Source organism: Nocardia sp. NPDC049935 (assembly GCF_055586645.1).
Window position 1 is genome coordinate 520,484 of the sequence record NZ_JBVJHV010000001.1, and the last position, 25,945, is coordinate 546,428.

22 protein-coding genes are annotated in these 25,945 nt (G+C 69.2%); 17 read left to right on the forward strand and 5 right to left on the reverse strand.

What is annotated here, in order from left to right; all coding sequences use genetic code 11:
- Positions 1 to 223 precede the first annotated feature (223 nt).
- Entirely contained in the window at positions 224 to 1,228 is a 1,005-nt protein-coding gene (locus ACZ6SF_RS02490) for a LacI family DNA-binding transcriptional regulator (RefSeq protein ID WP_466060070.1), read from the reverse strand.
- Between the two features lie 327 nt (positions 1,229 to 1,555).
- On the opposite strand from ACZ6SF_RS02490, the gene ACZ6SF_RS02495 reads away from it, so the two are divergent.
- From ACZ6SF_RS02495 to ACZ6SF_RS02520, 6 genes are all read left to right on the forward strand, one after another.
- A complete protein-coding gene (locus ACZ6SF_RS02495; RefSeq protein WP_466060072.1) occupies positions 1,556 to 2,695 on the forward strand; it encodes a cupin domain-containing protein in 1,140 nt (379 codons plus the stop codon).
- 49 nt (positions 2,696 to 2,744) lie between these two features.
- Entirely contained in the window at positions 2,745 to 3,503 is a 759-nt protein-coding gene (locus ACZ6SF_RS02500; RefSeq protein ID WP_466060073.1) for an alpha/beta fold hydrolase, read from the forward strand.
- Positions 3,494 to 4,816, forward strand: coding sequence for a histidinol dehydrogenase (gene hisD / locus ACZ6SF_RS02505; protein ID WP_466060075.1), 1,323 nt, complete (start codon positions 3,494 to 3,496; stop codon positions 4,814 to 4,816). The genes ACZ6SF_RS02500 and hisD overlap by 10 nt, the downstream gene beginning before the upstream one ends.
- On the forward strand, positions 4,813 to 5,586 hold the full coding sequence (locus tag ACZ6SF_RS02510; protein ID WP_466060077.1) for an SDR family NAD(P)-dependent oxidoreductase: 774 nt from the start codon (positions 4,813 to 4,815) through the stop codon (positions 5,584 to 5,586). The genes hisD and ACZ6SF_RS02510 overlap by 4 nt, the downstream gene beginning before the upstream one ends.
- Positions 5,586 to 6,332: an HpcH/HpaI aldolase family protein gene (locus ACZ6SF_RS02515; protein ID WP_466060078.1), complete on the forward strand. Its 747-nt coding sequence runs from the start codon at positions 5,586 to 5,588 to the stop codon at positions 6,330 to 6,332. The genes ACZ6SF_RS02510 and ACZ6SF_RS02515 overlap by 1 nt, the downstream gene beginning before the upstream one ends.
- Positions 6,333 to 6,481: 149 nt before the next feature.
- Complete coding sequence (locus tag ACZ6SF_RS02520; RefSeq protein WP_466060079.1) at positions 6,482 to 7,015, forward strand: M15 family metallopeptidase; 534 nt, start codon at positions 6,482 to 6,484, stop codon at positions 7,013 to 7,015.
- A gap of 23 nt (positions 7,016 to 7,038) precedes the next feature.
- On the opposite strand, the gene ACZ6SF_RS02525 is transcribed toward ACZ6SF_RS02520, so the two are convergent.
- Entirely contained in the window at positions 7,039 to 8,271 is a 1,233-nt protein-coding gene (locus ACZ6SF_RS02525; protein ID WP_466060080.1) for an XRE family transcriptional regulator, read from the reverse strand.
- Positions 8,272 to 8,483: 212 nt separating this feature from the next.
- On the opposite strand from ACZ6SF_RS02525, the gene ACZ6SF_RS02530 reads away from it, so the two are divergent.
- Positions 8,484 to 8,789, forward strand: a complete 306-nt coding sequence (locus ACZ6SF_RS02530; protein ID WP_357426573.1) for a hypothetical protein — start codon at positions 8,484 to 8,486, stop codon at positions 8,787 to 8,789.
- Positions 8,790 to 8,820: 31 nt separating this feature from the next.
- Here the strand turns inward: ACZ6SF_RS02530 and ACZ6SF_RS02535 are convergent, their stop codons facing one another.
- Positions 8,821 to 9,708: a PAC2 family protein gene (locus ACZ6SF_RS02535; RefSeq protein WP_449996963.1), complete on the reverse strand. Its 888-nt coding sequence runs from the start codon at positions 9,706 to 9,708 to the stop codon at positions 8,821 to 8,823.
- A gap of 158 nt (positions 9,709 to 9,866) precedes the next feature.
- Here ACZ6SF_RS02535 and metH point away from each other — a divergent pair, with 158 nt between their 5' ends.
- The 8 genes from metH (at position 9,867) to hisG (ending at position 21,131) form a co-directional block, all read left to right on the forward strand.
- Positions 9,867 to 13,463: a methionine synthase gene (gene metH, locus ACZ6SF_RS02540; RefSeq protein WP_466060082.1), complete on the forward strand. Its 3,597-nt coding sequence runs from the start codon at positions 9,867 to 9,869 to the stop codon at positions 13,461 to 13,463.
- A gap of 316 nt (positions 13,464 to 13,779) precedes the next feature.
- Positions 13,780 to 15,396, forward strand: coding sequence for a serine/threonine-protein kinase (locus tag ACZ6SF_RS02545; RefSeq protein WP_466060084.1), 1,617 nt, complete (start codon positions 13,780 to 13,782; stop codon positions 15,394 to 15,396).
- A gap of 4 nt (positions 15,397 to 15,400) precedes the next feature.
- Positions 15,401 to 16,111 carry an HAD family hydrolase gene (locus tag ACZ6SF_RS02550; RefSeq protein ID WP_466060086.1) on the forward strand — a complete coding sequence of 237 codons (711 nt, stop codon included), beginning with the start codon at positions 15,401 to 15,403 and terminating at the stop codon, positions 16,109 to 16,111.
- A gap of 174 nt (positions 16,112 to 16,285) precedes the next feature.
- Positions 16,286 to 17,146 (forward strand): HalD/BesD family halogenase, encoded by an 861-nt coding sequence (locus tag ACZ6SF_RS02555; protein WP_466060088.1) that lies wholly within the window; start codon positions 16,286 to 16,288, stop codon positions 17,144 to 17,146.
- Between the two features lie 47 nt (positions 17,147 to 17,193).
- Positions 17,194 to 18,015 (forward strand): class I SAM-dependent methyltransferase, encoded by an 822-nt coding sequence (locus tag ACZ6SF_RS02560; RefSeq protein ID WP_466060089.1) that lies wholly within the window; start codon positions 17,194 to 17,196, stop codon positions 18,013 to 18,015.
- A gap of 56 nt (positions 18,016 to 18,071) precedes the next feature.
- Positions 18,072 to 19,886, forward strand: coding sequence for a choline/carnitine O-acyltransferase (locus ACZ6SF_RS02565; RefSeq protein WP_466060091.1), 1,815 nt, complete (start codon positions 18,072 to 18,074; stop codon positions 19,884 to 19,886).
- A 92-nt stretch (positions 19,887 to 19,978) separates the two neighbouring features.
- Entirely contained in the window at positions 19,979 to 20,242 is a 264-nt protein-coding gene (locus tag ACZ6SF_RS02570) for a phosphoribosyl-ATP diphosphatase (RefSeq protein ID WP_280413708.1), read from the forward strand.
- Between the two features lie 37 nt (positions 20,243 to 20,279).
- On the forward strand, positions 20,280 to 21,131 hold the full coding sequence (gene hisG, locus ACZ6SF_RS02575) for an ATP phosphoribosyltransferase (RefSeq protein WP_466060093.1): 852 nt from the start codon (positions 20,280 to 20,282) through the stop codon (positions 21,129 to 21,131).
- 314 nt (positions 21,132 to 21,445) lie between these two features.
- On the opposite strand, the gene ACZ6SF_RS02580 is transcribed toward hisG, so the two are convergent.
- Positions 21,446 to 22,375, reverse strand: a complete 930-nt coding sequence (locus ACZ6SF_RS02580; RefSeq protein ID WP_466060095.1) for a RecB family exonuclease — start codon at positions 22,373 to 22,375, stop codon at positions 21,446 to 21,448.
- 90 nt (positions 22,376 to 22,465) lie between these two features.
- Here ACZ6SF_RS02580 and ACZ6SF_RS02585 point away from each other — a divergent pair, with 90 nt between their 5' ends.
- A complete protein-coding gene (locus tag ACZ6SF_RS02585) occupies positions 22,466 to 23,296 on the forward strand; it encodes a tRNA (adenine-N1)-methyltransferase (protein ID WP_466060097.1) in 831 nt (276 codons plus the stop codon).
- 90 nt (positions 23,297 to 23,386) lie between these two features.
- Here ACZ6SF_RS02585 and ACZ6SF_RS02590 read toward each other — a convergent pair whose 3' ends face one another.
- Entirely contained in the window at positions 23,387 to 23,935 is a 549-nt protein-coding gene (locus tag ACZ6SF_RS02590) for a WKL family lipoprotein (RefSeq protein WP_466060098.1), read from the reverse strand.
- 179 nt (positions 23,936 to 24,114) lie between these two features.
- Here ACZ6SF_RS02590 and arc point away from each other — a divergent pair, with 179 nt between their 5' ends.
- Positions 24,115 to 25,875 carry a proteasome ATPase gene (arc, locus tag ACZ6SF_RS02595; protein WP_466060100.1) on the forward strand — a complete coding sequence of 587 codons (1,761 nt, stop codon included), beginning with the start codon at positions 24,115 to 24,117 and terminating at the stop codon, positions 25,873 to 25,875.
- Positions 25,876 to 25,945: the final 70 nt, after the last annotated feature.

The window sequence follows — 25,945 nt, forward strand, 5'->3', positions numbered from 1 at the left end:
AGATGTAACGCGGCTCTCAATGTCCGGTGAGTGTATGCGTATGTATTCCAGAATGACAAGAGGCTGCTTCGGATCGATTCGAGCGTTTACGAAGCGGTCATCTCGGACTGGTCATTCGATTATGGGCAGGTAGAGACCCTGTGTGGTGACAGCTCACCCGGCCCGAGTGGTCTCCCGGCCGGAAAAGATACGTATGCACAGGGCGGTGCCGCCCCGGCTGCCGTCAGGCCGCGGGCCCGGCGACCGTCGCGCGTTCGACCAGCTGCGGGGTCATGACGACCCGCTGGGGGCGCTCCTCGCTGTTCTTGTTCTCCAGCCGCTCGACGAGCAGGCGGGCGGCGGCCGCGGCCATCGCGTCGAGGTCGTGACCGACCGTCGTCAGGCGGAACGCTTCCCATTCGGCCATCGGGATATTGTCGAAACCGATCAGGCTGAGGTCTCCGGGAATGCTAACGCCCCTGGCCAGGGCCGCGTTGAGCGCCCCGATCGCCACCACGTCATTACCGCAGAACACCGCCGTCGGGCGGGGGTCGGCGTCGAGGAGTTCGAGCATCGCGCGGTATCCGGTCTCGAATTCGAAGGGGCCGCGGCGGGTGAAACCGCCCGGGAGCGCGATACCCGATTCGGCCAGCGCGGCCCGGAATCCGACCTCCCGGTCGCGGCCGGTGCTGGTGGTGCCGGGGCCGAAGATACCGGCGATCCGCCGGTGGCCCGCGTCGGTGAGGCGGGCGGCCGCCAACCGGCCGCCGAGTTCGTTGTCCACCACCGCGGCGTCGGCGGTATGCGGGGAACTCTCGCGGTTGAGGAAGACGAAGGGCAGCCGGCGGCGCTGCAGTTCACCCGGCAGCAGCGAGTCGAGATTGCTGGTCAGCAGGACCGCGCCGTCGATCGAACCGTCCACCAGCTGCTCGAGGGGGACCTGGTTGTCCGACCGTTCGGTGAACACCATCATCCGGTAGGTGTGCTGTTCGAGTTCGTCGTGCAGCGGTCCGAGCAGATGGGGGTAGAAGGGGTTCGTCAGATCGCTGACCACGATGCCGACGCGCTTGGTCCGGCGGGTGACGAGGCTGCGCCCGGCCTCGCTGGGGACATAACCCAGCGCCTCGACGGCCTCCTGGACCCGTGCGCGGGTTTCGGCGGCGACCCGGGGATCGCCGCGCAGCGCGCGCGAGACGGTCGGCTGGGAGACGCCTGCCAGTCGTGCGACGTCGCGGCTCGTGATCGGCATGACTCCCCCTGGTCGGGTGTGTGGTCGCCGGGCGGTGACCGTGACCGGAACCGTTCCGGTGGCGTGAATACGAATCGTAGTCGATTCCGGGCCGGGTCCCCGCGGTGGCGGTTCGCGGGTCCGGTCGTCCGGGTCGATGCGGCGAATATGCCGGTCGATGGGCGGAAACCGGGGTCCGGCGGGTCCGCGAGCGGGTCGCGCCGTTGACATCAAGTCCCAGTTCCGGCACGATGCATACGTATAAATAATCAGCGTCGTGCACGATGTCCGCCCATCGTGGATGCGCCGCCCACCGCGGGCGCAGCGCCCGTCGCCAGAGAGGGTCAGATGTCTTCCGAAGTCACCGTCACCGCCGCGGACCTCGATCGGTACACCATCCGGCGCAGCGATTTCGTGTCCTGCAACCAGGCGTTCATCGATTGCCGGACGCCCGGCTCGGACCGCAAGGAGAACTACTCCATGATCGGGCGCGGCGTCAGCCAGAGCGCCGGTCAGGTGGTGAACGTGCGGGAGCCGCACGGGTTCCAGATCGGTGCCGCCGCGATGCCCAACGGCGTCACCAACAACCTGCACCTGCACTTCACCGCGGAGGTGTTCCTGTGCTTCCGCGGGGAGTACCTGCTGCGCTGGGGCGCCCAGGGTGAGCAGGGCGAACTGGTGCTGCGCGAGGGCGAGATCGCCTCCATCCCCACCTGGATCTTCCGGGGCTTCACCAATATCGGCCCCGACGACGGGATCCTGTTCACCGCGCTCGGCATGGACGACACCGGCGGCATCATCTGGGGACCGTCGGTCCTGGAGGACGCCAAGGGCCACGGCCTCTACCTCACCGCCGACAACAAGCTCATCGACACCGTGGCCGGGGACGAGATCCCCGAGGGCGTCGAACTCACCGAACCGATCAGCGATGAACAGATCGCGGCGCTGCGGCCCTTCACCGTCGAGCAGATGGCGGCCCGGATCGCGACGCCGGAGAACATCCAGTGGTCGCGGCGCGCCCTGCTCGACTCGGCGCTGCCCGGCGGTGGGGTGGAACTCGGCCTGGTGATCGGCTACGGCATGACCGAGGACGTCGCCCAGGAACCGCGGATCCACAACCCGCACGGCCACAATATCGCCTGGCTGCGCGCCGAACCGGGCGCGGGGGTCTCGCCGCACCGGCATGCGGAACGGCAGGTGCTGATGGTCAAGGACGGCGAATGGGAGGTCACGGTCAACCGCGGCGTCGACGCCCGCACGGTCCGGCTGGGCCCCTGGGACATGCTCTCGGTTCCGGCGGACGCCTACCGCTGCATCCGGAACGTGGGCGCGGCGACCGCGCTGCTGCTGGTCGTCAACAGCGGCGACGGCCGGGTCCGGCTGACCTGGGACGACGAGGTGGTCAAGGCCGCGGCCGATGCCGGTGACGCCCTCGATCACAACGGGTATCTCGCGCCGTACGCGCTGGTGCCGCGCCGGAGGCGCTGAGATGTGGGGCGCCGGAGGCGCTGAGATGTGGGGCGCCGGAGGCGCTGAGATGTCGGGAGCCGGTGGCACCGAGACGCGCGGCGCAATTCCCGTCGTCTTCGTCCCGGGGATGCTGTGTGACGACCGGTTGTGGGCCGATATCGACCCCGGTCCCGGTTTTCGCGCGGTGCGCACCGCGATCGACGCGCCGTCCATCGCCGGAATGGCCGAGCAGGTGCTGAACGCGGTGGACGGTCCGTTCGTCCTGGCCGGGCTCAGCCTGGGCGCGATCACCGGATTCGAGGTCCTGCGCCGGGCGCCCGAGCGGATTCTCGGGTTCTGCGCGATCTCGACGAACCCGCACGCCCCGACCGCCACCCAGTACCGGTCCTGGCACGATATGGCGTTCCGGACCACGCTCGGAGAGTTCGAGACGGTGGTGCGCGAGGTCATCGCGCCCACCATGTTCGCCGATCGGCCCGGCACTCCCGAACTGGTCGAGCAGTTCGTCGCGATGGCCCTGCGCATCGGGCCCGGCCGTTTCGGGGCCCAGTTGCGGGCCCAGGCGGACCGTTTCGATTCGGTGCCGTTCCTCGGCGCCGTCCGCTGCCCGGTACTCGTCGTCTCCGCGGACGACGACGCCCTGTGCCCCCGCGAATACCACCGGACCATCGCCGGTGCGATCGAAGGCTCCCGCTTCGAGACGATCGCCGGCGCCGGTCATCTGTGCACCTGGGAAGTGCCGCACCGAATTTCCGAACTTCTGAGCGACTGGCTGCCCGCCGTCGCCCAGTACCGAACCACCGCACAGGAGTCGATATGCCCGTAGTTCTGAAGAAGCCGGTCCCGGCGGAGGTGGTCCGGCAGGACCGTTCCGAGGTCGGCGAACGCGTCACCGCGATCCTCGAGGATATCCGGACCGGTGGCGATGCCGCGGTGCGCCGATACTCCGAGCAGTTCGACAAGTGGAGCCCGGAATCCTTCCGGCTCTCCTCCGCGCAGATCGAGGAGATCATCGCCTCGCTACCGGCCCAGGTCGTCGAGGACATCGAATTCGTGCAGCGGCAGGTGCGGACCTTCGCGCAGCATCAGCGCGATTCGCTCACCGATTTCGAGGTCGAGACCCTGCCGGGAGTTCATCTGGGGCAGAAGCACATCCCCATCAACCGGGTCGGCGCGTATGTGCCCGGCGGGCGCTATCCGCTCACCGCCTCGGCCCATATGACCATCGTGACCGCCAAGGTCGCCGGTGTGCCCAGTGTGGCCGCCTGCACCCCGCCCATCCGGGGCGAGATTCCCGCCGCCACGGTCGCGGCCATGCATCTGGCGGGCGCCGACGAGATCTACCTGCTCGGCGGGGTCCAGGCCATCGGCGCACTCGCCCGCGGCACCGAGACCGTCGACCGGGTCGACCTGCTCGCCGGCCCCGGTAACGCCTATGTCGCCGAGGCGAAGCGGCAGCTGTTCGGTGAGGTCGGGATCGATCTGTTCGCCGGGCCGACCGAGATCCTGATCATCGCCGACGACGCGGCCGACCCGTTCGTGGTCGCGGTGGATCTGCTGTCGCAGGCCGAGCACGGCCCGGATTCGCCCGCGGTGCTCATCACCACCTCGGAGAGTCTGGGCCGCCGGGTCATCGACCATATCGAGGCACTACTGCCCGAGATGCCGACCGCCGATTTCGCCGCGCCCGCCTGGCGCGACCACGGCGAGATCATCGTCGTCGATTCCCTGGCCGAGGCCTACGAACTCGCCGACAGCTACGCGAGCGAGCATGTCGAGGTGCTGACCCGCGAACCCCGTGAGGCGCTCGAGAAGATGACCAACTACGGCGGCCTGTTCCTCGGTGAGGGAACCTGCGTTTCGTACGGGGACAAGGTGATCGGCACCAACCACGTGCTGCCCACCCGGGGCTCCGCCCGCTACACCGGCGGTCTGTGGGTCGGGAAGTACCTGAAGACGGTCACCTATTCCGAGGTCGTCGACCGGGCGTCGAGCGCGCGGCTCGGCGAGGTGTGCGGCCGGGCCGCCCGCGTCGAACTGTTCGAGGGGCATGCGCGCTCCGGGGATGTGCGCGCCGCGAAGTACGCGGGCGCGGCACTGCCGTGGGCGCCGGATGTGTACGCCGGGGCGCACGCGTGAGCGGCGCGGCCGATTCCGTCGCCGGACGCACCGCCCTGGTGACCGGGGGCGGCAGCGGTCTCGGCGCCGCCATCGCCGGCGCGCTGGCCCGGGCCGGGGCGCGGGTGATCGTGGTCGGACGAGATCGAGAGAAGCTCGACCGGGTCGCGGCGGGACACCCCGGCGTGATCCGGGCCGCGGTCTGCGATGTCGCCTCGCCCGAATCGGTGGCCGCGCTGGCCGCCGAACTCGCGGGCGAGGACGTTTCGATCCTGATCAACAACGCGGGGGTGCCGGGTCCGGTCGCCCCGCTCACCGAGATCGCCCCGGACGAATGGGACGACGTGTTCGCGGTCAACGTGCGCGGTGTCTACCTGCTGTGCCATGCGTTCCTGCCGGCGATGGTGGCCGCGGGCCGCGGCGATGTCGTCAACCTGGCCTCGGTATCGGGGAAGCGTCCCCTCGCCCGCCGGACCCCGTACTGCGCCTCCAAGATGGCGGTGATCGGATTGACCACCACGCTGGCGGCCGAGGTCGGGCCGCTGGGCGTGAACGTGAACTCGCTGTCGCCGGGGCCGGTGGACAGCGCGCGGATGCAGCGCAATTTCCGGCTCGAGGCCGAGCGCACCGGCACCACCTACGAGGAAGCGGAACAGGCGTTCGTCTCCCGCGCGGCGCTCGGGCGCATGGTCACCGAGGACGAGGTGGCCCGCGCCGTACTGGCGATGCTGGCCATGCCCGGCCTGTGCGCCGCCGATATCGACCTGTCCGCCGGAATGGTCGCGCGCTGATGCCGTCGGTGAAACAGCGGCTGGCCGCCGGTGAACGCCTGCTCGGCGCGCTCGTGCGGATGCCGGCCGAGGAACTGGTCGAGATGGTGGGGGTCGCGGGGTTCGACTACGTGCTCATCGACTGCGAGCACGGTCCCGCCGATCTGATCCCGCTGCGGCAGCATATCGCCGCCGCGCAGGTCCACGGGATGGATGTGCTGGTGCGGGTCGGCGGGCACGAGCCCGCCCTGATCCAGCGGGCGCTCGACCACGGCGCCACCGGGGTGGTCGTCCCACACGTCGACGATGCGGCGCAGGCGGCGGCCGCGGTGCACGCGGCCCGCTACCCACCGGTGGGCGACCGCGGTTTCGCGACCTACGGCCGGGCGGGCCGCTACGGGACGACCGCGGCCGCCGATCATCTCGCGGCCGACGCCCGGGACACCCTCGTCATCGCCATGATCGAATCCACGGCGGGCTGCCGCAATACCGCCGAGATCGTGGCGGTCCCCGGGATCGACGGGGTGATGGTCGGCCCCGCCGATCTGGCGGTGTCGATGGGAGCGGCCGGCCCCGCCGACCCGGTAGTCGTCGCCGAGACCGGGAAGGTGCACGGGACCGTCGCCGGTCACGGGCGGATCCGGCTGGATATCGTCTCGAGCCGGGACAAGGCCGCGGCCGCGTTCGAGTCGGGTGCGGGCATGGTCGTGATGAATCTCAGCCATGTGCTGATGGAGACGTTCGCCCGATTGCGCGCGGTCCGCTGATCTCCGGGGACCGACCGTGCCGGAGATCGGGCCCGGCCGGGTCGGCCGCCGGGCGGTAGGTGACGGCGGCGCGACTGAGTGGTCACATTTGTGCAGCTCAGGATAGATTTCCTGGGAGCCCGAAGAGTAGCGCCGATAGGATCGGCACCATGATCGACTCCCTCCGCGTCCTACCCCGCCGTATCGGTGTGACCGGCGCGATCGTGGCCGCCACGGCATTCGGAACGGTGCTGGGCGCCGCGCCCGGCGGTGCCGCGCCCGCACAGGCCTTCCCGGTACCGCCGCTCACCGAGGTCGCGGCGGCGGGCACCGAGGGGCTCGATCCGCTGCTCGCGCTGGCCTACACCATGGCCGAGCAGGACGCGCACGCACACGGTGTGCCGATGTCGATCAACTCCGGTTACCGGTCGCCCGAAGAGCAGCGGGCCATGTGGGAGGACGGGCTGCGCACCTACGGGACTCCGGAGGAGACCCGGCGCTGGGTGCTGCCGCCGGAGGAATCCACCCATGTCACCGGTAAGGCCGTCGATATCGCCCCCCGCGAGGGCGCCGCCTGGCTGGAGGCCAACGGTAACCGCTGGGGCCTGTGCCGGACCTTCGACAACGAGTGGTGGCATTTCGAGCTGGTGACCCTGCCCGGCACCCCCTGCCCACCCCGGATTCCCGACGCCGCCCACCGCTGAGGCGCGAGCGGCGCCGGCACCGCTCAGACTCCGGACAACGACCGCAATTCCTCGAGATACTCGCGGGTCCGCGGGTCTCCGGGGAAATGGGTCACCAGTTCTTGCGCGACTTCGCTGCCGATGCACAGCAGCGAGGGCAGCGACCGGCGTTTGGCGCCGAACGCCTGCAACCCCTCGGCGACCGCCTGTTCCACATCGCGGGCGCGCGCGGCGACCATGGCCAGGGTGAGATGGGCTTCGGCGACCCGCATCGGATTACGGACCGTGCCGTCGAGGGTGGTGGAGTCGGCCAGCACCGCCCGGGCGAAACTCGCGGCCTGCGCGTCGTCGCCGACCACCCGGCAGCAGTCCATGGCGTAGAAATCGAACTTCTGCGGATCGACCACGAAATGGTTCTCCAGGTCTTCGGGGTGACCGAGCCGTTCCATCAGTATGCGGCCCTCGGTGAGCGCGGTCTCGACGGCGTCGCGATCACCCAGCCGCGCCCACGCTTTCGCGCGCTGGGCGGCCAGCTGCACCCCGACTCCGCTCGCCGCGCATTCCGGCGGCACCGCCTCGGCCGCCTGGATCACACCGCGATGGTTGCCCTGGGTGAGGGCGAACCAGGCCGCCAATTCCGAACTCCAGCCGATGATCTCGGCATGCCCGGCCTCCTGGCCCAGCGACCGGGCGGCCCGCCGGGTGGCCTCGGCGCTGCTGCGCCGGCCCAGATCGTAATCCAGGCAGCCCAGGAGCAGCGCGACCCAGCCGGCCAGTTCCAGCACCTCCTTGTGCTGGGCGAGGGTGAGCCGGCTGTCGAGCAGGGCGGCGATCCGGCGCAGCCAGCCGGAGGCCTCGTGATGGAGTGCGTGCGCGTCGGTGGAGGAGTAGTCGCAGCACAGCCGCTGTGCGGTGATCCGGACGGCGTCGAGGGTGGCGGCCGAAACATCGGACATCCGTAGCCGTCCCATGAACTCGAGCGTGTCCATCCCGGTGGCGGTGAGCAATTCGTCGTCGCGGCTGGGCCGGGCCTTGGGGAAGAACGCGGCGGCGACGGAATCGAAGGCGGCGGCGATGAGGGGGGCGTAGAACTCGTCGGGGCGGGATTCGCCCGATTCCCAACGGCGCCAATTGCGTAGCAGGGTGCTGTCGGTCGGCAGGTTATGGGACGATTTGGCGCGTAGCGCGCGTACGGCATCCGCTTGTGACCAGCCACGCGCATCGCGTTCCGAGCGCATCCGGACGGCCCACAGCGGACGATCTTCAGCAGCAGTCACGTCGCCAGTATTGCACCAGCAAACTCCCGGTGGACCGGATAGGGCATCCAGATGTCCCCCGCATGACCTCTTTTGCCCTAGTCGGCGTTGGGTCATCCTCGAATCGAACCGGCTGCTTGCCGGTTCAAGCAACACCCCCGCGAATGCGGGAGGAGATCCCGGAGCAGGAAATGGTTCCCCGCCCCGTGTGGGGAAGGATTCAGGAGGTTCGGGTGGAAGCGTTGGTATACGGGTATTTACGCGACGATCTGGCCGCGGGCGACGGTGACGATATGGAGGCCGCGCTACGCGACCTGGCCGATGCCCAAGGACTGTGTTTCGCCGCGACCTTCCATGAATCACATGCGGGCGACGGCACGGCGTTCGCAGAACTGACCCGGGAACTCCTGCGAGCGGATGCCCACCATGTGGTGGTTCCCTCGCTCGATCACCTCACCGGCCAGACGATTCCTCGCGAGTTGCTCATCGCGAAACTGGCCAGTGACGCCGCCGCCCGCATCTGGTCGGTGGCCGGCTGAACCGAGGACCCGGCGGCCCGGCGTTCCCCCCTCAGCGACCGAAGCCGCCGGGTCCTCGTCTGCGCAGATATTTCTCGAACTCGGCGGCGATGGCATCCCCGTCGATCTTGGCCATCGCCTCGTTCACATCGATCGCGGCGTCGCCGCGTTCCTCGAGCGACCGGACGTATTCGGCGATCTCCTCGTCGGCGACGGTCATCTCGTTCACCGTCGACTCCCATTCCTCGGCCTGCTGCGGGAGTTCACGCATCGGCACCTCGATATCGAGGACCTCCTCGACCCGGTGCAGCAGCGCGATCGTCGCCTTCGGGTTGGGCGGCTGCGAGACGTAGTGCGGTACCGCCGCCCAGAACGACACCGCCGGGATACCGGCCTTCACGCATTCGTCCTGCAGCACCCCGGTGATCCCGGTCGGGCCCTCGTAGCGGGTCTGCTCGAGATCGAAGCGTTCGGCGGCCTCCTTGCTGTAGGCCGAACCGGTCACCGGCACCGGGCGGGTGTGCGGGGTATCCGCCAGCAACGCCCCCAGGATGACCACCGTCTGCACACCGAGCTGATCGATGAACTCCAGCAGATCCGCGCAGAATCGCCGCCACCGCATATTCGGTTCGATACCGCGCAGCAGCACCACATCGCGATCGCTGCCGGGCGGGGAGCACACCGACAGCGTGGTCGCCGGCCAGACGATCTCCCGGGTGACACCCTCCACCTGCCGCACCATCGGGCGGTTGACCTGGTAGTCGTAGTAGTCCTCGGAATCGAGCTCGGCCAGCGGCCGAGCATCCCAGATCAACTCCAGATGCTCCACCGCACCGCTGGCGGCGTCACCGGCGTCGTTCCAGCCCTCGAAGGCGGCAACGAGCACCGGGTCGCGCAGTGCGGGCATTTCCCGATCCACCGGAGATTCACTCGAGCTCACCCCTGCCAGCCTACGGGGCAGGTGGCAACCGGCGCGCAGTATCGGTACCGTCGCGCCTGTCGCAAGGGCCCACCTGAGGTGGGCAGTCGCTGTGGCCGCCCGCACAGGGGGTCCGGCGGGGCGACGGCGCCGTGGGGCCGCCCACTACTCTGGAATCCATGTCTGCCTCCCGCCCCGCCGCCTTCGACACCACGCTGCTCGATACCCTGAGCCGGCGTGTCGTGATCGGCGACGGCGCCATGGGCACCATGTTGCAGGCCGTGGATCTCACACTCGACGATTTCCGCGGCCTGGAGGGGTGCAACGAGATCCTCAACGACACCCGTCCCGAGGTACTGCGGCATATCCACCGGGCCTATTTCGAGGCCGGCGCCGACGCCGTGGAAACCAACACCTTCGGCTGCAACCTGCCCAACCTCGCCGATTACGATATCGCCGACCGTATCCGCGACCTGTCGGAGAAGGGCACCCGGCTGGCCCGGGAGGTCGCCGACGAGATGGGCCCGGGTGCCGACGGCGTGCCGCGCTATGTCCTGGGTTCGATGGGCCCGGGTACCAAACTCCCGACCCTCGGGCACGCGCCCTACGTCAGCCTGCGCGATGCCTATACCGAGGCCGCGCTGGGCATGCTCGACGGCGGCGCCGACGCCGTGCTCATCGAGACCTGCCAGGACCTGCTGCAGGTGAAGGCCGCGATCAACGGGACCCGGACGGCGATGGAGCGCGCCGGGCGGCGGATTCCGATCATCACCCACGTCACCGTGGAGACCACCGGCACCATGCTCGTGGGCAGTGAGATCGGCGCGGCCCTGACCGCGCTCGAACCGCTGGGTATCGACCTGATCGGCCTCAACTGCGCGACCGGCCCGGACGAGATGAGCGAACACCTGCGCTACCTCTCCCAGCACGCCCGGATCCCGGTGTCGGTGATGCCGAACGCGGGCCTGCCGGTGCTGGGCGCCAACGGGGCGGAATATCCGCTCACCCCCGAAGAGCTGGCCGCCGCGCTGCGCGGGTTCGTCGCGGACTACGGCTTGGCCCTGGTCGGCGGCTGCTGCGGCACCACCCCGGAACATATCCGCCAGGTCGCCGAGGCCGTGCGCGAGGTGGAGCCCGGTCTCGCGCCGATCGGACAGCGCCGGTCGCCCGAACCCGAGCCGAGCGTATCCAGTATGTACACGGCGGTGCCGTTCCGGCAGGACGCCAGTGTGCTGATGATCGGCGAACGCACCAACGCCAACGGATCGAAGGCGTTCCGGGAGGCCATGCTCGCCCAGGACTGGGCGAAATGCCTCGATATCGCCAAGGACCAGACCCGCGACGGCGCCCATGTGCTCGATCTGTGCGTCGACTACGTGGGCCGCGACGGCAGCGTCGATATGTCGGAACTGGCCTCCCGGCTGGCCACGGCGTCCACACTGCCCATCATGCTCGACTCCACCGAGACCCCGGTGTTGCGCGCCGGGCTGGAACACCTCGGTGGGCGCTGCGCGGTGAACTCGGTGAACTTCGAGGACGGCGACGGCCCGGACTCGCGGTTCCAGCAAACCATGAGCCTGGTCGCCGAGCACGGCGCCGCGGTGGTCGCGCTGACCATCGATGAGGAGGGCCAGGCACGCACCGCCGAGCACAAGGTCGCCATCGCCGAACGGCTGATCGCCGATATCACCGGCAACTGGGGTCTCCAGGTCGGCGATATCATCATCGACACCCTCACCTTCACCCTCGGCACCGGTCAGGAGGAGTCGCGGCGCGACGGCATCGAGACCATCGAGGCCATCCGGGAACTCAAACGCCGGCACCCGCAGGTGCAGACCACGCTGGGCCTGTCGAATATCTCCTTCGGCCTGAACCCGGCCGCCCGGCAGGTCCTGAACTCGGTCTTCATGCACGAATGCGTACAGGCCGGGCTGGACAGCGCCATCGTGCACGCCTCGAAGATCCTGCCCATCAGCCGGATTCCGGACGAACAGCGCGATACCGCTCTGGATCTGGTCTACGACCGCCGCCGCGAGGGCTACGACCCGCTGCAGAAGCTGATGCAGCTCTTCGAAGGCGTGTCGGCGGCCGATTCCCGCGCCTCGCGCGCCGACGAATTGGCGGCGCTGCCGCTGTTCGAGCGGCTGGAGCGGCGCATCGTCGACGGTGAGCGCAACGGTATGGACGCCGATCTGGACGAGGCGATGCGGGAGGTGCCGCCCCTGCGGATCATCAACGAGACCCTGCTGTCGGGGATGAAGACCGTGGGCGAACTGTTCGGCTCCGGCCAGATGCAGCTGCCGTTCGTGCTGCAGTCGGCCGAGGTGATGAAAGCGGCCGTGGCCCATCTCGAACCGCATATGGAGGCCACCGACGACAGCGGTAAGGGTCGCGTGGTGCTGGCCACGGTCAAGGGCGATGTGCACGATATCGGCAAGAACCTGGTGGACATCATCCTGTCCAACAACGGCTACGAGGTCGTGAACCTCGGCATCAAACAGCCCATCGCGAGCATCCTCGACGCCGCTCTGGACAAGAAGGCCGATGTGATCGGGATGTCGGGGCTGCTGGTGAAGTCGACGGTGGTGATGAAGGAGAACCTGGAGGAGCTCAACACCCGCGGGATGGCCGAACAGTTCCCGGTGCTGCTGGGCGGCGCCGCGCTCACCCGCTCCTACGTCGAGAACGATCTCACCGACGTCTACCACGGCGATGTGCACTACGCCCGCGACGCGTTCGAGGGCCTGCGGCTGATGGACGAGATCATGGCCCGCAAACGCGGTGAGGGCCCCGACCCCGACAGCCCGGAGGCGGTCGCGGCGCGGAAGAAGGCCGCCGAACGCAAGGCCCGCCACGAACGTTCGCAGCGCATCGCCGAACAGCGGCGCGCCGCCGAGACTCCGGTGCAGGTACCGGAGCGTTCGGATGTGGCCGCCGATGTGCCGGTACCGGTGCCGCCGTTCTGGGGCACCCGGGTGATCAAGGGCCTGCCGGTGCACGAATACTCCGGCCTGCTCGACGAGCGGGCCCTGTTCCTGGGGCAGTGGGGACTTCGCGGGCAGCGCGGTGGTGAGGGGCCGAGCTACGAGGAGCTGGTGGAGTCCGACGGACGACCGCGGTTGCGCGCCTGGCTGGACCGGCTGAGCACCGAGGGCGTCCTGCAGCACGCGGCGGTGGTCTACGGGTACTTCCCGGCGGTCTCCGAGGGCGACGACGTCCTGGTGCTCACCGAACCGGAACCCGATGCGCCGGTGCGGTACCGCTTCACCTTCCCGCGCCAGCAGCGCGACCGGTTCCTCTGCGTCGCCGATTTCCTGCGCTCGCACGAGCGCGCGCGCGAAACCGGGCAGGTGGACGTGCTGCCGTTCCAGCTGGTGACGATGGGGCAGCCGATCGCCGATTTCGCCAACGAGCTCTTCGCCGCGGACAACTACCGCGACTATCTCGAGGTGCACGGTATCGGGGTACAGCTCACCGAGGCGCTGGCCGAGTACTGGCACCGCCGGATCCGTGAGGAGCTCACCCTCGACGGGCATGCGATCGCGGAATCCGACCCGGCCGACGTCGCGGAGTACTTCGCCCTCGGTTACCGCGGGGCGCGCTACTCCTTCGGTTACGGCGCCTGCCCGAATCTCGAGGACCGCGCGAAACTCGTGGACCTGCTCGACGCCGGGCGGCTCGGCGTGACCCTGTCCGAGGAACTGCAGCTGCATCCCGAACAGTCGACCGACGCGTTCGTGCTGGTGCATCCGGAGGCGAAATACTTCAATGTCTGAGCGGAATTAAACCCGAGACCGGTGTGATTGTGATCACCAGATGATCGCACCGGATACCGGGTACTGCCTTTCAGATGCGGTATACGCAGGTGAACGGGGTTCCGCGGGTTCGGCAATCGTCCACTGCCCGCACGGGTTCCGGGTGCCGCAGCGTAGGATTTCCGGGAATTTCCGCCGAGGTTCCCGCCGAACCAGAAATCCGGACGACGCGGTCCGGGACCGGTGGCGCCGGACCGGAGCGGAGCCGTAGGCAGCCGCCTGTGAACGCGCGGAGTGCTGGACGACTCGGCGGCGAGCAGAAGGGCCACGACAACACATGACCAAGGATCGGCTGATCGCCGGACGGTATCGGCTCACGGATCCCATCGGCACCGGCGCGATGGGGGTCGTCTGGCGGGCGCTCGATATCCGGTTGCAGCGCACCGTCGCGGTCAAACAGGTGCTGCTCGGCCCCAACCTGACCGCGCAGCAGACCGCCGAGGCGCGCAAACGCGCGCTGCGCGAGGGCCGGATCGCCGCACGCCTGCACCACCCCAACGCCATCTCCGTCTTCGATGTCGCGGACGAGGACGGACAGCCCTGGCTCGTCATGGAATACATGAACGCGCCCAGTCTGGCCAGCCGGCTCAACCTCGACGGCACCATGGGTCCGCTCGAGGTCGCGCGGATCGGGGCCCAGGCGGCCGCCGCGCTGGCCGCCGCCCATGACGCCGGAATCGTGCACCGCGACGTGAAACCGGCGAACCTGCTGGTCGGCGATGACGGCACGGTGAAGATCACCGATTTCGGGATTTCGCGCGCCACCGGCGATGTCACCGTCACCGCCACCGGTTTTCTCGCCGGCACCCCGGCCTACCTGGCTCCCGAGGTCGCCCGCGGCGAGGAACCGAAATCGCCCTCGGATGTCTTCGCGCTGGGCTCGACCCTCTATCACGCCAATACCGGCCGTCCGCCGTTCGGCGACGGCGACAACCCGCTGGCGGTGCTGCACGCGGTCGCCGGTGGCCGGGTCGAACCGCCCGCCGACGCCGGTGCCCTGGGACCGGTGCTCATGCGGCTGCTCGAGACCGAGGCCGAGACCCGCCCGACGATGGACGAGGCCCGCGTCATGCTCGAGGACGTGGCCGCCGGCCGCGCCCCGCAACCCGCCGCCGCGCCCGCTCCGGCGCCGTCGTCGGCCACCAAGGTGCTGCCCGCGGGCTATGCGGCCGCCACCCCGGAGACCGGTCGTCCCGCCGAATCCGGTTCCGCCGGTGCGCCGGCCCGCGCCGCCGCTCCGGCCGCCGCCGCGCCCGCGTTCCGAACTCCGGCCGCCGGTCCTGCCGGCGGCGGCGTCCCACCGGCCACTCCGGTGCCGCCGCGGGCGCCCGCACCGGCCGGGTCGGGAGGTTCGGGCGGCCGGACCAGGATCGCGGTACTCGCCGGTGCGGCGGCGTTGATCCTGGTGGTGGTCATCGGCCTCGTACTGGCCAACGGCGGCGACGAACCCGGCGATACCGTCGCGGGTGACCCGGGAACCAGCCAGGCGCTCGCCCCGGCGCCCGAGTCCACGGACGCCGCTGCCGAGACCACCCGGCCCTCGGCCACCACGACCGCTCCGGCCACGACCACCGAAACCGGTCCGCCCACCCCGGCGCGGGTGGAGCAGTTCGTGCGCGGCTACTACGGTCTGCTCCCCGGCAACCCGTCCGCCGCGTGGGCGCAGCTGACCCCCGGATACCAGGCCTCCACCGGCGGTTTCTCCGACTACTCCGGCTTCTGGTCGACCATCGGCGGGGTGAGTATCGGTTCGGTGCGGCCGGCGGGCAACGATACCGTGGTCGCCACCGTCACCTACACCATGCGCGACGGGTCGGTGCAGTCGGAGAACCGGTCCTTCCAGGTGGTGCCGGGCAACGGGCAGCTGCTGATCAACGCCTCGCAGGTGGTGTGAGCGCATGGGCCGCCTCGCCGGAGTGCTCTGGGATATGGACGGCACCCTGCTCGATTCGGAGAAGCTGTGGGATATCGGCGTCCACGAACTGGCGCGGGAGCTGGGCCGGGAGATGACCCGGGAGATCCGGCACGCGCTGATCGGGGCGTCGGGGGTGAACGCGCTGCGGATCATGTTCACCGAACTCGGGGTCGAGCCGGAGCCCGCGGCCGTACGGGCGGCGGGGGAGTTCCTGGAACGCCGGGTCACCGAACTCATGACCGGGCCGATTCCGTGGCGTCCGGGGGCGGCCGAAGCGCTGGATATGGTGCGCGCGGCCGGTCTGCGGTGTGCCCTGGTGACCAACACCAAGCGGTCGCTCACCGAACTGGCTCTCGACACGCTGGGCCGGCACCGGTTCGAGGTCTCGGTCTGCGGTGACGAGGTGCCGCACGGAAAACCCGATCCGGCGGTCTATCTGCGCGCGGCGCGGCTGCTCGGGGTGGATGCCGGTGATTGTGTGGCCATCGAGGATTCGGCGACCGGGGTGGCCGCCGCCGCGGCGGCGGGGTGCGGCGTACTGGTGGTGCCCTGCGAGATTCCGGTCGCCCCACATCCGGCCCGGGTGCACCGCGACGGCCTGGAAGGGCTGACCCGGGCCGATCTCGACGAGGTGCTGGCGGTTGCCGAGCGGGTGATGGCGGGCGAATCGGTCGGTGGGTCGCCGGCCCATTGACGTCGAAACATCGGATCACCGGCCCTATTTCGGCCGCGACTTCGTAGATATCGACAAGCCGGACGCGCGAATACTGGTGCGAATCAACAAGACCGAGCGGTCCGTGACCGGACTCACCAGTTATCTCCGCTGATTGCCGGGCGTGTCGCCACCGGGTCCGATAACAATATCGCCATGGCCGCCACGGTGACCTTGGACGAGATCGTCGATACCTCCCGCTACCCGATCGCCGATACCGGCGCGCCCGCCCGGCGTGACGCGGTCGCGGCGGCCCGGGCCGATCTGGCCGAGGACGGCTGTACCGTCCTGCGCGAGTTCATCCGGCCGGAGTTGCACGCCCTGCTCGGTACCCAGGGTGCGGAGATGGCGCCGCACGCCTACTACCGCACCGAACTGGTCAACGCCTACAACATTCCGCTGGATACCGAACTGCCCGCGGACCATCCGGGCCGGATCATCTTCGAACGGGGCAACGCGTTCGTGCCCCGCGACCGCATCCCGCCCGGCGCGCTGATCCACCGTCTCTACACCGACGCCGCGTTCCAGCGCTTCCTCGCCGACTGCTTCGGCCACGAGCGACTGCACGAATTCGCCGACCCGCTGGCCGGTCTCGTGCTCAACGTGGTCGCGCCCGGCAACTCCCACCCGTGGCATTTCGATACCAACGAGTTCACCGTCAGCATGCTCACCGCGAGCCCGGAATCCGGGGGAGTCTTCGAATACTGCCCGGGGATCCGGTCGCCCCGGACGGAGAATCTCACCGATGTGCACGCGGTCCTCACCGGGACCGGTGAACGCCTCGTCCGGCGGCTGGAACTGCGCCCCGGCGATCTGCAGCTGTTCCAGGGGAGGTTCTCACTGCACCGGGTGTCACCGGTGCGCGGTGAGACCCCCCGGCATACGGCGATCTTCGCCTACAGTGACCGGCCCGGTGTCATCGGCACCGTGGAACGCACCCGCCAGCTCTTCGGGCGGGTGCTCCCGGAACACCTCGCGGCGGCCGACGCCGTCCGGGGTGACCGGCTACTCGATTGATCGGATATCCGATCGAGTAGGTACAGCGCGACCGAGAGGAACACACCGTGCCCGTGCCGTTGCACACCACCGGGAAAGCATCCTTCGACGACATCTACTCGAGACCGGACCCCCGCGACTACTACGCGCGGATGTCGGAGCTGGACTATCGCATTCCGGAGCTGGCGAAACCGCATCTGCGCGCGCAGATCGCCGACTACCACCGCGCCACCGGCGTGGCGCCGGCGGTACTGGATATCGGCTGCTCCTACGGGGTGAACGCGGCACTGCTGCGGCTGGACACCACGCTCGCGGATCTGACCGGGTCCTATGCCGGGTCCACCGCGCGGACGCAGGAGCTGATCGACCGTGACCGGGCCCGCCTGGCCGGTGCGGACGCGCTGCCCGGGGTGCGTTTCCTGGGTATGGACGCTTCGGAGCCGGCCCTGGAATACGCGCGCGCCGCGGGGCTGCTGGACGCGATCGTGCACGCCGACCTCGAGGCCACCGATCCCAGCGACGAACAGCGCGAGCTCCTCGCCTCCGCCGATCTGGTCGTCTCCACCGGCTGTATCGGCTACGTCACCGAGAAGACGATCGTCCGCGTCGCCACCGCACACCCCGAACGCCGCCCCTGGATGGCGCATTTCGTGCTGCGCATGTACGGTTTCGGACCGATCGAGGCGGAGCTCGAGGCGCTCGGCTACCGCACCGAACGGATCCCCGGTGAGTTCGCCCAGCGCCGATTCGCCTCGGCGTCCGAACGGGAGCAGGTGCTCGATACGCTGGCCACCCAGGGCCTCGCGACCGCCGGTCTCGAGGACGAGGGCAGGCTGTATGCCAATCTCTATGTGTCCCGGCCGCTTTCGGCGCCCCGTCCCACCGGGTGACCGCGCCGGGCACCGTCCGACGACCGAGCGAGAACGACCGAACCGGAGAAACCGACTTGACCGAACCCACCTTCGCCGCCGAAGACACCCTGCCCAGGGTGCCGCTGCCGACCCTGGAGGACAGTGCCGCCCGCTTTCTCGAATGGTGCGCACCCCTGCTGACCGCCGCGGAACTGGCCGCGACCGAAGAGGCCGTGACCGACCTGCTGCGGCCCGGGGGCGCCGGGCAGGTGCTGAACCGGGAGCTGCGCGACTACGACGCGACCCCCGGGGTGGGCAGCTGGCTGGACCGGTTCTGGCCGTCGCGGTATCTGGGCCGGCGGGACCGGATCGCGCTGAACGCCAACTTCTTCTTCCTGTTCCGCGACGACACCCCGCTCGCCGCGTCCACCGCGGCCGATCAGGCGGAGCGGGGCGCGGCTCTCGTCGCGGCCGCCGTCGACTACAAACTGGCTCTCGATCAGGAGCGGATCCCGCCGGTCACCCAGCGCGGGCAGCGACTGTCCATGTGGCAGAACAAGTACCTGTTCTCCGAAACCCGGATCCCGGGGGTCGAACAGGACACCGTGCGGGTGCCCTACACCGACGAATGGCCGGGGCCCTCGGCCGCGCGCCACATCCTGGTCCTGCATCGCGGCAGTATCTTCCGGATGGAGGTGCTCGGTCCCGACGGTGATCCCTACGCCCCCGAAGACCTGACCGGCGGCCTGTGCGCGATCCTCAAATCGGCGACCGAACCGGCGCCCGCCGGAACCAGCGTCGGACAGCTGACGACCGCGGCCCGCGCCGACTGGGCCCGCGCCCGCGCCGAACTGCTCGCCGACCCGGACAACGCCGCCACCCTCGATACGATCGAAACCGCGCTGTTCTGCGTCTGCCTCGAGGATTTCGCCCCCCGCGACGAACAGCACGCCTCCGACACCCTGCTGCACGGGGACAGCGCCAACCGCTGGTTCGACAAATCGGTGTCGTTCATCGTGTTCGCGGACGGTCAGACCGGTATCAACGTCGAACACTGCGGTCTGGACGGCACCACCATCCTGTCCTTCGTCGACGCGCTGCTCGAGACCCCGGTCGCCGAACACGCGCAGCGCTCGGGCGCCCGCGGCCAGGGGCTGCCCCCGACCGAACAGCTGGAGTTCCGGCTCGACGCCGCGCAGCGGGCGGCGGTCGTGGCGGCGGGCGAGGCCTTCGCGCAGTATGCCGCGGACAACGCCACGCTCACGGTGTCGTTCGAGGATTTCGGTACCACCCGCGCCAAACAGCTCGGCATCTCCCCGGACGCGTTCGCCCAGCTGAGCTATCAGCTCGCGCACCGGCGCAGTAAGGGCCTCACCGGGGCCACCTACGAATCCATCGCGACCCGGCAATACCGCAACGGCCGCACCGAGGCCATGCGGGTCGTGACGCCGGAAATGGTGGCCTTCGCCGACATCATGCAGGATCCGGCCGCCGACGACGCGGCCAAACTGGCCGCCGCCCGCGCGGCCGCCGGCGCGCATGTGGCGCGGGCCAAACAGTGCCAGACCGGCGAGGCCCCCGAACAGCATCTGTGGGAACTCGAATGGATCCAGCGGCGCCGCGGCGCCGAACTGGGCGTCACCGATCCGATCCCGCTGTACTCCAGCCCAGGCTGGACCGTACTGCGCGACGACTACCTGAGCACCAGCTCGGCGCCGTCGGTGAACATCCGCTACTTCGGTTTCGGCTCCACCAGCCCGAAATGCATCGGCGTCGCCTATGTGCTGCTGCCGGACCGGTGGAACCTCTACCTGGCCACCCCGACCGCGGTGGCCGGTGAGATGCACACCTTCGCCGGGCATCTGCGCACCGCGGTGGCCGAACTGGAAGCCCTGTTCGCGGCGGGCTGACACCCGGTGTCCTCCGCTCGGATGCGTGCCACGACACAGCGGCGCGCACTCGGGCGGAGGCCCGGCACGGGGGTCTGAAACAATGACCTGCCGTGAAGACTTTCGAGGCCCTGTTCGCCGAGCTCCAGGATCGCGCTGCCACCCGACCCGCGGGGTCGGGTACCGTCGCCGCACTGGACGCGGGCGTCCATACCCAGGGCAAGAAGGTGCTGGAGGAGGCCGGTGAGGTGTGGCTGGCCGCCGAACACGAAGGCGACGACGCGCTCGCCGAGGAGATCTCCCAGCTGCTGTACTGGGTGCAGGTGCTGATGGTGGGCCGCGGGCTGCGGCTGGAGGACGTCTACCGACATCTGTAGACGCCCCGACCGTTCCCCGACTCCGAAAGGACCACCCATGCTGCGCGTCGCAGTCCCCAACAAGGGCGCACTCTCCGAATCCGCGACCGCCATCCTCACCGAGGCCGGCTACCGCAAACGCACCGACTCCCGCGATCTCACCGTGCTGGATCCGGCCAACCAGGTGGAGTTCTTCTTCCTGCGGCCCAAGGACATCGCCATCTACGTCGGCTCCGGCGAACTCGACCTCGGTATCACCGGCCGCGACCTCGCCCTCGACTCCGGGGCCCCGGTCCAGGAACGGCTCTCGCTCGGGTTCGGCGGCTCCACCTTCCGCTACGCCGCCCCGCAGGGCCAGGACTGGAAGGTCGAGGATCTGCAGGACAAGCGGATCGCCACCTCCTACCCGAACCTGGTGCTCGCCGATCTGTCCCGCCGCGGTATCGAGGCCGAGGTCATCCGGCTCGACGGGGCCGTGGAGATCTCCATCCAGCTCGGCGTGGCCGACGCCATCGCCGATGTGGTCGGCTCCGGCCGGACGCTGCGCCAGCACAACCTGGTGGCCTTCGGCGACTCACTCTGCGACTCCGAGGCCGTGCTGATCGAACAATCCGACTCCGACCAGCGCGACCGCGCCCGTAACCAGCTGATAGCCAGGGTCAAGGGCGTGGTGTTCGCTCAGCAGTATCTGATGCTGGACTACGACTGCCCCAAGAGCCTGCTCGAGGCTGCCGCGAAACTCACCCCGGGGCTGGAATCACCGACGGTGGCGCCGCTGGCCGATCCCGGCTGGGTGGCCGTCCGGGCCCTGGTACCCCGGCGCAAGGGCAACGAGCTGATGGACCGGCTGGCCGAACTGGGCGCCCGCGCCATCCTCGCCACCGACATCAGATCCTGCCGGGCGTTCTGAAACTTTGGAGCGGCTCCGCCGCTCGAGGTTCGGCCCTCCTGAGCGTCGGCTGTCAGCGCTCGAGACTCGTGGCTTCGCCACATGCGCTTCGAGCGCTGACAGCCGACGCGGGCCGAACCTTTTGTGGGGCTCGTTGGGGTCGGTCGCACGGGACGGGTGATCCGCGACGGTGGAGTTCGCTCTGATCGAGTTCTGCCGTGTGGCGGTGGTTGCGGGGTCGTTGGTGGCGGTGGGGTTGGGGATTTGGGCCGATTCCGGGGATGTCGGGGGCGGCGCGCGAAGTGTTCCTGGACGCGGAAGACTGCCCGTGCGGCTCAGAGGGCGTCTGCGGGGTCGGCTTCCAGAACACGATCCGATACCGATTCCGCGTGGGTTTCGGCGCCGGATTCCGCGTCGCCGGGCCAGCCGGGGTACGGGGGCGGGGTTCCGTCGAACGCCGGGCAGAGCCGTTTGTAGGCGCAGTAATCACACAGCCAACCCGGATTCGGTGGAAAATCTCCGGTGTCGCCGGCCGTTCGCACCGCCTGCCAGAGGGCGGCGAGGGTGCGTTCGAAGCGGAGCAGTTCGTCTTCGTCGGGGGCGTAGGTGAGCAGCTGGGCGTCGGCCAGGTAGATCAACCGCAGCTGGGCGGGCAGCACACCGCGGGTGCGCAGCAGCATCAGGGCGTAGAACTTCAGCTGGAACAGGGCGCGGGTCTCGCGGGTGGGGCCGGGGGAGCGGCCGGTCTTGTAGTCCACCACCCGCAGCTCGCCGGTGGGCGCGACGTCGATGCGGTCGACGAAACCGCGCAGCGGCGGGCCGCCGGGGAGTTCGACCTCGAGCCTGGTCTCGCACGATTCGGGTTCGAAGCGGCGGGGATCCTCGAGGCGGTAGTACGTGCGCACCAGCGCGCGCACCTCCTCCAGGAAGGCCTCCGGCCCGGATTCACCGTCGAGGACCTCCGCCGCCTCGGGCTGTTCGCCGAGTACCCGCTCCCAGGCGGGGCCGGCCAGCGCCAGCGCGTGATCGGGATCGCGGTCGGCCGCGGGCAGCGCGTACAACTCCTCCAGCACGGCGTGCACCACGGTGCCGCGTACGGCCTGGCGGGAGGGCGGCTCCGGGATCCGGTCGATGGTCCGGAGCCGGTACTTCAGCGGGCACTGTTTGAAATCCGCTGCGCGCGAAGGGGACAGCGCGGGACGAGCGGATCGCGGGACGGAACCGGGATCGCGACTCGCCGGGGGTGTGCTCGGGGGCGCCGACATACCTGGCAGGCTATCCGGCGGCACCGACACGGGTGCTCGCGCGCGGTGCCATCGGGCCCGGGCGTGGACGGAATCGCGGAACGGAGATCCATGACGGCCAGACGGACCGGGCCATTCGTCGTCGGCGACCGGGTGCAGCTGACCGACGCCAAGGGCAGGTTGTACACGGTGCTGCTGGAGCCGGGGAAGCAGTTCCACACCCACCGCGGCGCCATCTCCCACGACGAGCTGATCGGTGCGGAGGAGGGCACGCTCGCGCACTCCAACAACGGCACCCCGTACCTGGCCCTGCGCCCGCTGCTGACCGACTACGTGATGTCCATGCCGCGCGGCGCGGCGGTGATCTACCCCAAGGACGCGGCGCAGATCGTGCACGAGGGCGATATGTTCCCCGGCGCGCGGGTGCTCGAGGCCGGCGCGGGTTCGGGCGCGCTGACCTGCTCACTGCTGCGCGCGGTGGGCCCGCAGGGGTCGGTGGTGTCCTACGAGATCCGCGACGATCACGCCGAGCACGCGGTGCGCAACGTGGAGCGGTTCTTCGGCGAGCGGCCTGCGAACTGGGAGCTGACGGTCGGCGATGTCGCGGACTACGAGGGGCAGGTGGACCGGGTGGTGCTGGATATGCTCGCCCCCTGGGACGCCCTCCCGGCGGTCGCGAAGGCGCTGGTCCCCGGCGGCGTGCTCCTGGTCTACGTCGCTACTGTGACGCAGCTCTCCAAGGTGGTGGAGGCGCTCCGTGACCAGCAGTGCTGGACCGAACCGCGGTCCTGGGAGTCGATGGTGCGCGGCTGGCACGTGGTGGGCCTGGCGGTGCGCCCGGAACACCGGATGCAGGGCCATACGGCCTTCCTGGTGAGCGCGCGGCGGCTGGCCGAGGGTGTGGTGACCCCCAAGCCGCAGCGGCGGCCGTCGAAGGGCTGAGGGGCCGCGCGGGCCACCGGTCCGCGAAACGGCGGCGGGACCGTGGCGGCGCGGGTGCGCCGGTCCACGGTCCCGCCGGACCGGTCGTCGCTACGCCGCGTTGCAGGGAATCTGGGCGAAGCCGAACAGGACGCACGCGTCGGCGTCGGACAGTTTCCAGGAATCGTCCTGGTGCTGCCAGGTGAACTCGTCCGGCGGGGCGCTGTAGCCCCGTGGGCTGGTGATGGTGGTCTGGGCGGTGGCGGTATCACCGTCGACCGCGATGCCGGTGACCTCGAAGGTGATGCCGCGATAGGTCTGCAGTTTGGCGTTGAGCTGCTCGAACAGGTCGCGGCGCTGGTCCCCGTCGACCACCAGGGCCACCTTGTCGTCCACCGGCACATCCGGGTTGACGAAGGCCTCGAGACCGGCCTGTAGGCTCTCCGCGGTGGGCGCGTCCGCGGGTTCACCGTGATCGTGGTCGTGACCGTCCCCGGCAGCGCTCGTCGTGGCGGCGCCGCTGGTCACCGCACTGGTCGCGGTGGCACCGGAGCTGTCGTCGTCGGACCCGCATGCCGTGAGTCCCACCGCGAGGGCGACGGTCGCGGCTGTCGCCGCGGCGACCCGGGACAACCGCAGTCTCCGTGCGGGAAGGTGCATAACTGGCAACCTTTCGGCTAGTCGGTGAGAACGCCCACCGAATGTGGGTTAGGGCAGGCTAACATGGTTTGACCAGCGCGTGGCCGCGGACCATATGTGATCACGACGAAATCATGTCGGACAGCGCAAACGGGTCGCGCCCGGTAGCGTTGATAGACCGGGACTGGGAGGAGCAGCACATGAGCCCCATCGAGAATTCGGATTCGGCGGCCTGGAGAGAACTCGAGGCAGTACGCGCCGAAGCGGCTGCACTCCGGAGGCAACTCGCCGACTCACCGGATCGCTCACGGGAATTGGAAGCCCGTATCGATTCGCTGACCATTCGCAACACCAAGCTGATGGATACCCTGAAGGAGGCGCGGCAGCAACTCGTCGCGCTGCGTGAGGAGGTCGACCGTCTCGGTCAGCCGCCCAGCGGTTACGGGATTCTGATCGGTGTCTACGAGGATCAGACCGTCGACGTCTTCACCTCCGGCCGCAAGATGCGGTTGACTTGCTCGCCGAACATCGAGACGTCGACCCTGGCCTACGGGCAGACCGTCCGCCTCAACGAGGCCCTGACCGTCGTCGAGGCCGGTAACTTCGACGCAATCGGGGAGATCGGCACCCTGCGCGAGGTCCTCGACGGCGGACGCCGTGCCCTCGTGGTGGGGCATGCCGACGAGGAACGAGTGGTCTGGCTCTCCGGCCCGCTGGTCAAACTCGCCGATGCCGACGATCTGGAGGATCCCGATTCGCCCGTGCGCAAACTGCGTCCGGGGGATTCGCTGCTGGTCGACACCAAGGCCGGATTCGCCTTCGAGCGGATCCCCAAGGCCGAGGTCGAGGATCTGGTCCTCGAAGAGGTCCCCGATGTCGGATACAACGATATCGGCGGCCTGGGCCGGCAGATCGAGCAGATCCGCGACGCCGTGGAGCTGCCGTTCCTGCACAAGGACCTGTTCCGCGAATACGCGCTGCGTCCGCCCAAGGGTGTCCTGCTCTACGGCCCGCCCGGCTGCGGTAAGACGCTCATCGCCAAGGCGGTGGCCAACTCGCTGGCCAAGAAGATCGCCGAGGCCCGCGGTGAGGACGCCAAGGAAGCGAAGTCCTACTTCCTCAACATCAAGGGTCCCGAGCTGCTGAACAAGTTCGTGGGCGAGACCGAACGCCATATCCGGATCATCTTCCAGCGGGCGCGCGAGAAGGCGTCCGAGGGCACCCCGGTGATCGTGTTCTTCGACGAGATGGACTCGATCTTCCGCACCCGCGGTTCCGGTGTCTCCTCGGACGTGGAAACCACCGTGGTGCCGCAGTTGCTGAGTGAGATCGACGGTGTGGAAGGCCTCGAGAACGTCATCGTCATCGGCGCCTCCAACCGTGAGGACATGATCGATCCCGCGATCCTGCGGCCCGGCCGCCTGGACGTGAAGATCAAGATCGAGCGGCCGGACGCCGAATCGGCGCAGGACATCTTCTCGAAGTACCTCACCGAGTATCTGCCGCTGCACGCCGACGATCTGACCGAGTTCAACGGCGACAAGGTGGCCTGCATCCGCGCGATGATCGAGCGGGTGGTGGACCGGATGTACGCGGAAAGCGAGGACAACCGCTTCCTGGAGGTCACCTACGCCAACGGTGACAAGGAGGTCCTGTACTTCAAGGACTTCAACTCCGGCGCCATGATCCAGAACATCGTGGACCGGTCCAAGAAGTACGCCATCAAGGCGGTGCTCGACACCGGCAACCCGGGTCTGCGGATCCAGCATCTCTACGATTCGATCGTGGACGAGTTCTCCGAGAACGAGGACCTGCCCAACACCACGAATCCCGATGACTGGGCCCGTATCTCGGGTAAGAAGGGCGAGCGGATCGTCTACATCCGCACGCTGGTCACCGGGAAGAACGCCAGCGCGAGCCGGGCGATCGATACCGAATCCAATACGGGGCAGTACCTGTAACCGCTACCGGTACCCCACGAACACAGGGGCCGCGCTTCTCTCGGAGCGCGGCCCCTGGCCTGTGCGCGGC

Excerpts from the sequence above, each read along its gene's own strand:
- ACZ6SF_RS02490 (WP_466060070.1), bottom strand. The coding sequence starts at position 1,228 with ATGCCGATCACGAGCCGCGACGTCGCACGACTGGCAGGCGTCTCCCAG.
- ACZ6SF_RS02495 (WP_466060072.1), top strand. The coding sequence starts at position 1,556 with ATGTCTTCCGAAGTCACCGTCACCGCCGCGGACCTCGATCGGTACACC.
- ACZ6SF_RS02500 (WP_466060073.1), top strand. The coding sequence starts at position 2,745 with ATGTCGGGAGCCGGTGGCACCGAGACGCGCGGCGCAATTCCCGTCGTC.
- hisD (WP_466060075.1), top strand. The coding sequence starts at position 3,494 with ATGCCCGTAGTTCTGAAGAAGCCGGTCCCGGCGGAGGTGGTCCGGCAG.
- ACZ6SF_RS02515 (WP_466060078.1), top strand. The coding sequence starts at position 5,586 with ATGCCGTCGGTGAAACAGCGGCTGGCCGCCGGTGAACGCCTGCTCGGC.
- ACZ6SF_RS02520 (WP_466060079.1), top strand. The coding sequence starts at position 6,482 with ATGATCGACTCCCTCCGCGTCCTACCCCGCCGTATCGGTGTGACCGGC.
- metH (WP_466060082.1), top strand. The coding sequence starts at position 9,867 with ATGTCTGCCTCCCGCCCCGCCGCCTTCGACACCACGCTGCTCGATACC.
- ACZ6SF_RS02545 (WP_466060084.1), top strand. The coding sequence starts at position 13,780 with ATGACCAAGGATCGGCTGATCGCCGGACGGTATCGGCTCACGGATCCC.
- ACZ6SF_RS02550 (WP_466060086.1), top strand. The coding sequence starts at position 15,401 with ATGGGCCGCCTCGCCGGAGTGCTCTGGGATATGGACGGCACCCTGCTC.
- ACZ6SF_RS02555 (WP_466060088.1), top strand. The coding sequence starts at position 16,286 with ATGGCCGCCACGGTGACCTTGGACGAGATCGTCGATACCTCCCGCTAC.
- hisG (WP_466060093.1), top strand. The coding sequence starts at position 20,280 with ATGCTGCGCGTCGCAGTCCCCAACAAGGGCGCACTCTCCGAATCCGCG.
- ACZ6SF_RS02580 (WP_466060095.1), bottom strand. The coding sequence starts at position 22,375 with ATGTCGGCGCCCCCGAGCACACCCCCGGCGAGTCGCGATCCCGGTTCC.
- ACZ6SF_RS02585 (WP_466060097.1), top strand. The coding sequence starts at position 22,466 with ATGACGGCCAGACGGACCGGGCCATTCGTCGTCGGCGACCGGGTGCAG.
- ACZ6SF_RS02590 (WP_466060098.1), bottom strand. The coding sequence starts at position 23,935 with ATGCACCTTCCCGCACGGAGACTGCGGTTGTCCCGGGTCGCCGCGGCG.
- arc (WP_466060100.1), top strand. The coding sequence starts at position 24,115 with ATGAGCCCCATCGAGAATTCGGATTCGGCGGCCTGGAGAGAACTCGAG.